This is a genomic window from Magnetospirillum sp. UT-4, assembly GCF_902729435.1.
Taxonomy (GTDB): Bacteria; Pseudomonadota; Alphaproteobacteria; order Rhodospirillales; family Magnetospirillaceae; genus Magnetospirillum.
The window spans coordinates 1-482 of sequence record NZ_CACVCG010000007.1 but is presented as its reverse complement, the minus strand read 5'-3'; the positions used below and the strand labels follow the sequence as shown (position 1 = coordinate 482).

Here is a 482-nt window from a genome sequence, read left to right as displayed (position 1 = left end):
GGGGGGGGGGGGGGGGGGGGGGGGGGGGGGGGGGGGGGGGGGGGGGGGGGGGGGGGGGTGGGGGGGGGGGGGGGGGGGGGGGGGGGGGGGGGGGGGGGGGGGGGGGGCGGGGGGGGGGGGTGGGGGGGGGGGGGGGGGTGGGGGGGGGGCGGGGGGGGGGGGGGGGGGGGGGGGGGGGGGGGGGGGGGGGGGGGGGCGGGGGGTGGGTGGTGGGGGGGGGGGTGGGGGGGGGGGCGGGCAGGGGGGGGCAGGGGCTGTGCGGTGGGGCGGGCGGGGTGACCCGCGGTCGGTGCAAGGACATCGGCCAGCCAGGCTGGCGGATCGATGGCGGTCATCTTGGCGGTGACGATGAGGCGGTACATGGAGGCGGCACGCTGTCCACCGCGGTCGGACCCGGCGAAGAGCCAGGACTTCCGGCCGAGCGCGATGCCACGAAGGGCGCGTTCGGCGGAATTGTTGGTCGTGCAGACGCGGCCGTCGTC

1 pseudogene is annotated in these 482 nt (G+C 84.2%); it reads right to left on the bottom strand.

Annotation, left to right across the window (positions count from 1 at the left end):
- Positions 1-245 precede the first annotated feature (245 nt).
- Positions 246-482 (bottom strand): annotated as a pseudogene (locus MTBUT4_RS00670) (transposase); the annotation flags it as partial.